The organism is Paraburkholderia unamae (assembly GCF_003268775.1).
Lineage (GTDB): Bacteria > Pseudomonadota > Gammaproteobacteria > Burkholderiales > Burkholderiaceae > Paraburkholderia > Paraburkholderia unamae.
This window is the reverse complement of the sequence record NZ_QLSU01000041.1, coordinates 70,530-77,542: the sequence shown is the minus strand read 5'-3', so window position 1 is coordinate 77,542 and position 7,013 is coordinate 70,530. Positions and strand designations below refer to the sequence as shown.

Below are 7,013 nucleotides of genomic sequence, written 5' to 3'. Positions count from 1 at the left end.
TGCCCGTGTGAAAGTAGGTAATCGTCAGGCTCCTTATGCAGCAAGTCCAGAACCCCGGTGTCTCCGAAAGAGAGCCGGGGTTCTGGCGTTTACGTTTCTGAAATGCGTGTGCGAGCAAGGCACCGCGTGATATAAAAAAGCCGTCCTATGGACGGCTTTTTTTGCTATGCAACTCACTGCTGAGCCAGGAATTTCGTCGCAAGATGCACCCAGAACGACGACCCCACAGGCAGCAACTGATCGTTGAAGTCGTAGCTGGCGTTGTGCAGCATACAGGGCCCGGCACCGTGTCCCGCCTCCCGATGGCCGCCTTCTCCATTGCCGAGAAACGCGTAGCAGCCCGGCTTTTCCAGCAGCATGAACGAGAAATCTTCGGCGCCCATCGTCGGCTCGACTTTGGCATCCACGCGATCATCACCCACCACCTCGCGCATGACCTCGGCGGCAAATTGCGTTTCGGCGCTGCTGTTCACGGTCGGCGGATAGTTGCGATGGAAGGTGATGTCCACTGAGCAGTCGTACGCTTCGGCCGTGCTCCCGGCAATCTTGCGCAGGCGCGACTCGATCAGGTCGAGCGTTTCGGTCGTGAAGGTGCGCACCGTACCCGCGATCCATGCCGTGTTCGGCACGACGTTGACCGCATCGCCGGCGTGAATCTGGGTGATCGACAGCACAGCCGTATCGAGCGGCTTTTTGTTGCGCGTGATGATGCTTTGCAGCCCGTTGGCGATCTGAACCGCCGTGAAAACCGGGTCGCGTCCGTTGTGCGGCAACGCGGCGTGCGAGCCTACGCCCTTGATTTCAATGTGAAATTCGTTGCTCGAAGCCATGATCGGCCCTTCGGTCACGCCGAAGTAGCCGGCCGGCATGCCGGGCCAGTTGTGAATGCCGAAAACGGCATCGACGGGAAATTGCTTGAAGAGGCCATCGTCGATCATGGCTTTCGCACCCGCGCCGCCTTCTTCGGCCGGCTGGAAAATAAAGACGATGGTGCCGTCGAATTGACCATGCTTCGCGAGATACTGCGCCGCGCCGAGTAGCATCGCAGTATGGCCGTCATGGCCGCACGCATGCATCTTCCCCTCGTTGCGCGAGCGATGATCGAAGGTGTTGAGTTCCTGGATGGGCAGTGCGTCCATATCGGCGCGCAGGCCGATCATGCGCTTGCCGTTGCCGCGTTTGAGCACGCCGACAACGCCGGTCTTGCCCATGCCGCGGTGCACCTCGATGCCCCAGTCGGCGAGCTTCGCGGCGACAAGGTCGGACGTCCGGGTTTCTTCGTAGCGCAGTTCGGGATGTGCGTGGATCGTTCGTCGGAGGTCCTGAATTTCGCCTTGGGCGGCCTGGATTTCCGGGATCAGTTTCATGGCGGACGGTGCTCGAAAAGTGGGCACCCGGCCCTTGTCTCCTCGGGGCCGGGTCTAGACGGACCATTCTACGCCGAACCTTTTTTTTCGCGCGAACCCTCGGGGTGCGAGCCAGCCGCGCACCCCGGACATAATAAAATCGTCCCTACGACAAAACGCCTCACCCACGGATTTCCGATGAACGCCCCAGCCGAATTTGCCCGTGCAGTCTGCCCGCACGATTGTCCCGATACTTGCGCGATGCGCGTGACCGTCGAAAACGGCCGGGCGATCAAGGTGAGCGGCGACCCCGATCATCCGCCCACGCAGGGCGTGCTGTGCACGAAGGTGACCCGCTATGCCGAGCGCGTTCATCATCCGAAGCGCGTGACGCAGCCGATGAAGCGCGTCGGCCCCAAGGGAGAAGGGCGGTTCGAACCGATCAGCTGGGACGAAGCGTGCCGCATCGCGGCCGAGCGTCTTGGCGAAATCGCCCAACGCGCGCCCGAGGCGATCCTGCCGTACAGCTACGCCGGCACCATGGGGCTGGTCCAGGGCGACAGCATCGCCCAGCGCTTCTTCCACAAGCTCGGCGCCTCGCGTCTCGATCGCGCGATCTGCGCGGCGGCGGGCGCGGCGGGTCTGCGCTACACCTTCGGTTCGAGCCTCGGCATGCTCACCGAGCATTTCGCCGAAAGCGAAGTCATCCTCATCTGGGGTGCCAACCCGATCGCGTCGAATCTGCATTTCTGGACCCGTGCGCAAGAGGCCAAGCGTAATGGTGCGAAGCTGATCGCCATCGATCCCTACCGCTCGCTGACCGCCGAAAAGTGCCATCAGCACATCGCGCTCAAGCCCGGCACGGACGGCGCGCTTGCGCTCGGCATGATGCACGTCCTGATCACCGAAGACCGGCTCGACTACGACTACATCGCCCGCTACACGCACGGCTTCGACGCGCTGAAGGCACGCGCGCTCACCTACACGCCCGCGCGCGTCGCCGGAATTTGCGGCATCGAGGCGCAGACGGTCATCGATCTCGCCCGCCTCTATGCTTCCACGCGCAAGGTGGCGATCCGCATGAACTACGGCCTGCAACGCGTGCGCGGCGGTGGCAACGCGGTGCGCGCAATCGCATGTCTGCCCGCGCTGACGGGCGCCTGGCGCGAACGCGCGGGCGGCGTGCTGCTGTCGTCGTCGGGCTGGGCTCCCGTGGATGCGAACGCACTTCAGCGTCCCGACCTGATCCCCGGCTGGCCGCAGCATCAGCCTCGCGTCGTCAACATGAACCAGGTCGGCGACGCACTCACGCACGCGGGCGATGCAACGTTCGGCCCGAAGATTGAGGCGATCGTCGTCTACAACTCGAATCCGGTTGCGGTCGCGCCCGAGTCGGCCAAAGTCGCGGCTGGTTTTGCGCGTGAGGATCTTTTCACCGTCGTGCTCGAGCAGTTTCAGACCGATACGGCCGATTACGCCGATCTGCTGCTGCCCGCCACGACCCAGCTCGAACACCTCGACGTCCACAAGTCCTACGGCCACACGCATGTGATGGCGAATCTGCCGGCCATCGCCCCCGTTGGCGAGGCGCGCCCGAACACCGAAATCTTCCGGTCGATCGCGCGCGCGATGGGCCTGAGCGAGCCAGCGCTTTTCGAGAGCGACGAGGAGGTGGCGGCGCAAGCATTCGACTGGACCGATCCGGCGCTCGACGGTGCCGACTGGGCCGCGCTCAAGCGCGAAGGCTGGCTCAAGCTGCACATCGCCGAAGCCCCGTTCGCCGAAGGCGGCTTTCGCACGCCCACGGGCAAATGCGAGTTCTACAGCGAAGCGCTCGCGAAGGCCGGGCACGATCCGCTGCCCGATTACCTGCCTCCGCACGAATCGGCGGACGGCGCGCCGGAACTGGCCGCGCGCTATCCGCTCGCGATGATCTCGCCGCCCGCGCGCAACTTCCTGAACAGCACCTTCGTGAACGTGGAGAGTCTGCGTGCGACCGAAGGCGAACCGCACGTCGATCTCAATCCCGCCGACGCCGCACCTCGCCAGATCGCCGACGGCGACGAGGTGCGCGTGTTCAACGACCGCGGCTCGATGCGTGCGCGGGCACGCGTCACCGACCGGGCGCGCAGCGGCCTCGTGGTCGGGCTCTCGATCTGGTGGAAGAAGCTCGCACCCGACGGCCGCAACGCCAACGAAGTGACGAGCCAGGCGCTCACCGACCTGGGTGGCTCGGCGACCTTCTACGACTGTCTCGTCGAAGTCGAACGCGCCTGAATCCCGACTAAGTCAAACGAGGCCCGGAACGCGTGTTCGAGGGGCCTTTCTAACTCGCTGATTTGCTGACATAAAAGCCGGGTCACCATGCTACGATCCGCTTTTTAGCACGACCATTCGAAAAATCAAGGAGGAGACGCCGCATGGAAAAAGTCTGGCTGAAATCGTACCCGCCCGGCGTTCCCGCGGAGATCGACGCGAGTCGTTATGCGTCCATCACGGCGCTGCTCGAAGAGAGCTTCAGCGAATACCGCACGCAGCCCGCTTTCGCGTGCATGGGCAAAGCGATCACCTATGGTGAGCTGGACCAGCTTTCGCAGCGTCTGGCCGCGTGGTTCCAGTCGCGCGGCATTGCACGCGGCGCGCGCATCGCGCTCATGATGCCCAACGTGCTTCAGTATCCGGTGGCGCTGGCTGCGGTGCTGCGCGCGGGCTATGTCGTCGTGAACGTGAACCCGCTTTACACGCCGCGCGAACTCGAACATCAGTTGAAGGACAGCGGCGCGGAAGCGATCGTCGTCCTCGAGAATTTCGCCGGGACGCTGAGCGCGGTCGCCGCCAATACACGCGTGAAGCACGTGCTGGTGGCGTCGATGGGCGACCTGCTCGGCGCGAAGGGTTTCATCGTCAATTTCGTCGTTCGCCGCGTGAAGAAGATGGTGCCCGCCTGGAACCTGCCGGGCCACGTGCGCTTCAATGACGCGCTCGCCGAAGGCGCGCGCGCGGGTTTCAAGCGTGTCGAGCAGAGCCCCGACGACGTCGCGTTCCTCCAGTACACGGGCGGCACGACTGGCGTGGCCAAGGGCGCGACGCTGCTGCACCGCAATCTGATCGCGAATGTATTGCAGTCGGCCGCCTGGACCGAACCCGCGCTCGTGAAGCTGCCGGCCGGCACGCAGCCGGTGACGGTCGCGGCGCTGCCGCTCTATCACGTGTTCGCGTTGACCGTCTGCGGGCTGCTGACCATTCGCACGGGCGGTTTCGCCATCCTCATTCCGAACCCGCGCGATATCGGCGGCATGATCAAGGAACTGCACGGCTACACGATCACGACGTTCCCCGCGGTCAACACGCTCTACAACGCGATCCTCAACCATCCCGAGTTCGACAAGCTCGACTTCACCCATCTGCTCGTGGCGAACGGCGGCGGCATGGCGGTGCAGGAGGCCGTGGCGAAGCGCTGGTACGAGCGCACGCATACGCCGATCGTCGAAGGTTACGGGCTCTCGGAAACCTCGCCCAGCGTGACCTGCAACCCGGTCACCGCAACCGAATACACGGGCACGATCGGCTTGCCGCTGCCCTCCACGGAAATTTCGATTCGCGACGACGCAGGCAACGAGCTGCCGATCGGCGAGGCGGGCGAGATCTGCATTCGCGGTCCGCAGGTGATGGCGGGCTACTGGCAGCGTCCGGAGGAAACCGCGAAGGTCATGACGCCCGACGGCTACTTCAAGTCGGGCGACGTCGGTCTCATGAATGCGCGCGGTTACATCAAGCTCGTCGACCGCAAGAAGGACATGATTCTGGTCTCGGGCTTCAACGTCTACCCGAACGAAGTCGAGGATGTCGTGGCGAAGCTGCCCGGCGTGTTCGAGGTGGCGGCGGTGGGCGTGCCCGACGAGCACTCGGGCGAGGCGGTGAAGCTCTATATCGTCAAGAAGGACCAGGCGCTCACCGACAAGGATGTGTTCGACTACTGCAAGACGCAGCTCACCGGCTACAAGCGGCCGAAGATCATCGAGTTCCGCAGCGATCTGCCGAAGAGCAACGTTGGCAAGATCCTGCGCCGCGAGTTGCGCGACGGCCGGGCTTGAAGGGACAACCGAAGGCGCAAAAGAAGCATGAAGCAAGACAGGAAACGGCCTGCCCATTGAGGACAGGCCGTTTTTCTTTGAGCGTTGCGCAACGCCGCGCTCAAGCCGGCGCGCCAAAGAAAAAAGGCGCCCGGAGGCGCCTTCGAGATTACAGCGACTGTTCTTATTAGAACTTGTGACGGATACCGACGCGAGCCGTGAACACGTTGTTGTTGCTCGACGGCGTCAGGCCGTTGATCGAGGCGACCGCCGAGTTGCCCGACGAATCGGTGCCCGTAGCGTGCTGGTACACGCCAATCAGGTACACGTCCGTACGCTTCGAGAGGAAGTAGTCCGTGCCGAGCGCGTAGTTGAAGTACTTCGCGCCGCTCTGGCTCGTGCCGTTCGCCAGCGTGGCGCTGTGGCCGTCCGTGAAGTCGAACGAGAAGCCTGCCAGCCAGGCCGGCGTGAACTGGTACTTGAAGTTGGCTTCGACGTTGTTGAACGTGGCGTTCGAGCCGGTCTCGAAACGCGTCGTGCCGGTCGTGCCGAGGTTGCGGAAGCTGATGTTCGAGTACGTCAGGCCGAACGTCGCAGCGCCGAACGTGTATGCACCAGCTGCACCGATAACCTGGTACGTGTTGGCCGTCGCGTAGCCGCCGTAGATCGGGTTGCTCACAGCCGTCAGCGGCGAAGCGGTGCCGCCGTTGTTGAACAGGCCGCCGCTCGTGTTCGGCGTGCGTGCGTTCAGGTAGCCAACGCCGAGGGCGAGGGGGCCGTTGTTGTAGCCAGCGCCCAACGACCAGATCTGGTTGCCCGTGAAGTTGCCCGACTGACCACCGAAGCTGTACGTGCCGCCGAACGTCAGACCTGCGTAGTTCGTGCTCGTGAACTTGACCGTGTTGTTCGTACGGTAGGCGTTGTTGAAGTTGTCGATGTCGCCCGGGTGAGCTGCGATGTAGCCGCCCCACTGGTCGCCCGATTCGAACGGACCGACGTAGTCGACGACGGAGTCGTACTGGCGACCCAGCGTGACCGTGCCGAACTGCGAGCTGGAGAGGCCGACATAAGCTTGACGGCCGAACATCAGGCCACCCTGGCCGAGCTTGCCGTTGTTCACGTCGAAACCGTTTTCGAGCACGAAGACTGCCTTCAGGCCGCCGCCGAGATCTTCAGCGCCGCGTAGGCCGAAACGGCTGCCTTGCAACACGCCGCTCGACAGGTTGTACAGGTGCTTGCCACCCGAGTTCGTGTTGATGTTGAAACCTTCGTCGATGATGCCGTACAGCGTGACGCTGCTCTGAGCGTGAGCAACGCCCGCGAACGCGCCAAGCGCAGCGAGCGCGAGAAGCGACTTCTTCATTGAATGATCTCCAGTGTTTGCGAATCTTTTGCGTCTTGTAACGGGACCGGTTTTTTATCTAGCGTGGATCCCGTCCTTCTAACTTCGCGAGAAGTTGCACGTAATGTAACAAAAGGGTTAATAGTCACAAAGGAAAAGGCGGGGCACCGCTAAGTACCTGTTTCGTTTACACAACATGGCTTAGAATACGCAGCTATCTATCGGCGCTGCCCCTGGTTGACGGATCTCCGC

Annotated in this window: 3 protein-coding genes and 1 pseudogene; 2 read left to right on the top strand and 2 right to left on the bottom strand. The window is 63.0% G+C overall.

Annotated elements, in window-relative coordinates; translation table 11 throughout:
* Window positions 1–173 precede the first annotated feature (173 nt).
* On the bottom strand, window positions 174–1,367 hold the full coding sequence (locus C7401_RS39825) for a M20 aminoacylase family protein (protein WP_112177543.1): 1,194 nt from the start codon (window positions 1,365–1,367) through the stop codon (window positions 174–176).
* On the opposite strand from C7401_RS39825, the pseudogene C7401_RS39820 reads away from it, so the two are divergent.
* Window positions 1,296–3,539: pseudogene (locus C7401_RS39820) on the top strand (molybdopterin-containing oxidoreductase family protein); the annotation flags it as partial. The gene C7401_RS39825 and the pseudogene C7401_RS39820 overlap by 72 nt on opposite strands.
* A 227-nt stretch (window positions 3,540–3,766) precedes the next feature.
* Window positions 3,767–5,440, top strand: a complete 1,674-nt coding sequence (locus C7401_RS39815; RefSeq protein ID WP_112177541.1) for a long-chain fatty acid--CoA ligase — start codon at window positions 3,767–3,769, stop codon at window positions 5,438–5,440.
* 166 nt (window positions 5,441–5,606) lie between these two features.
* Here the strand turns inward: C7401_RS39815 and C7401_RS39810 are convergent, their stop codons facing one another.
* Window positions 5,607–6,782, bottom strand: coding sequence for a porin (locus C7401_RS39810; protein WP_112177540.1), 1,176 nt, complete (start codon window positions 6,780–6,782; stop codon window positions 5,607–5,609).
* Window positions 6,783–7,013: the final 231 nt, after the last annotated feature.

Coding starts and splice junctions, on each gene's coding strand:
- C7401_RS39825 (WP_112177543.1), bottom strand. CDS start 1,367: ATGAAACTGATCCCGGAAATCCAGGCCGCCCAAGGCGAAATTCAGGAC.
- C7401_RS39815 (WP_112177541.1), top strand. CDS start 3,767: ATGGAAAAAGTCTGGCTGAAATCGTACCCGCCCGGCGTTCCCGCGGAG.
- C7401_RS39810 (WP_112177540.1), bottom strand. CDS start 6,782: ATGAAGAAGTCGCTTCTCGCGCTCGCTGCGCTTGGCGCGTTCGCGGGC.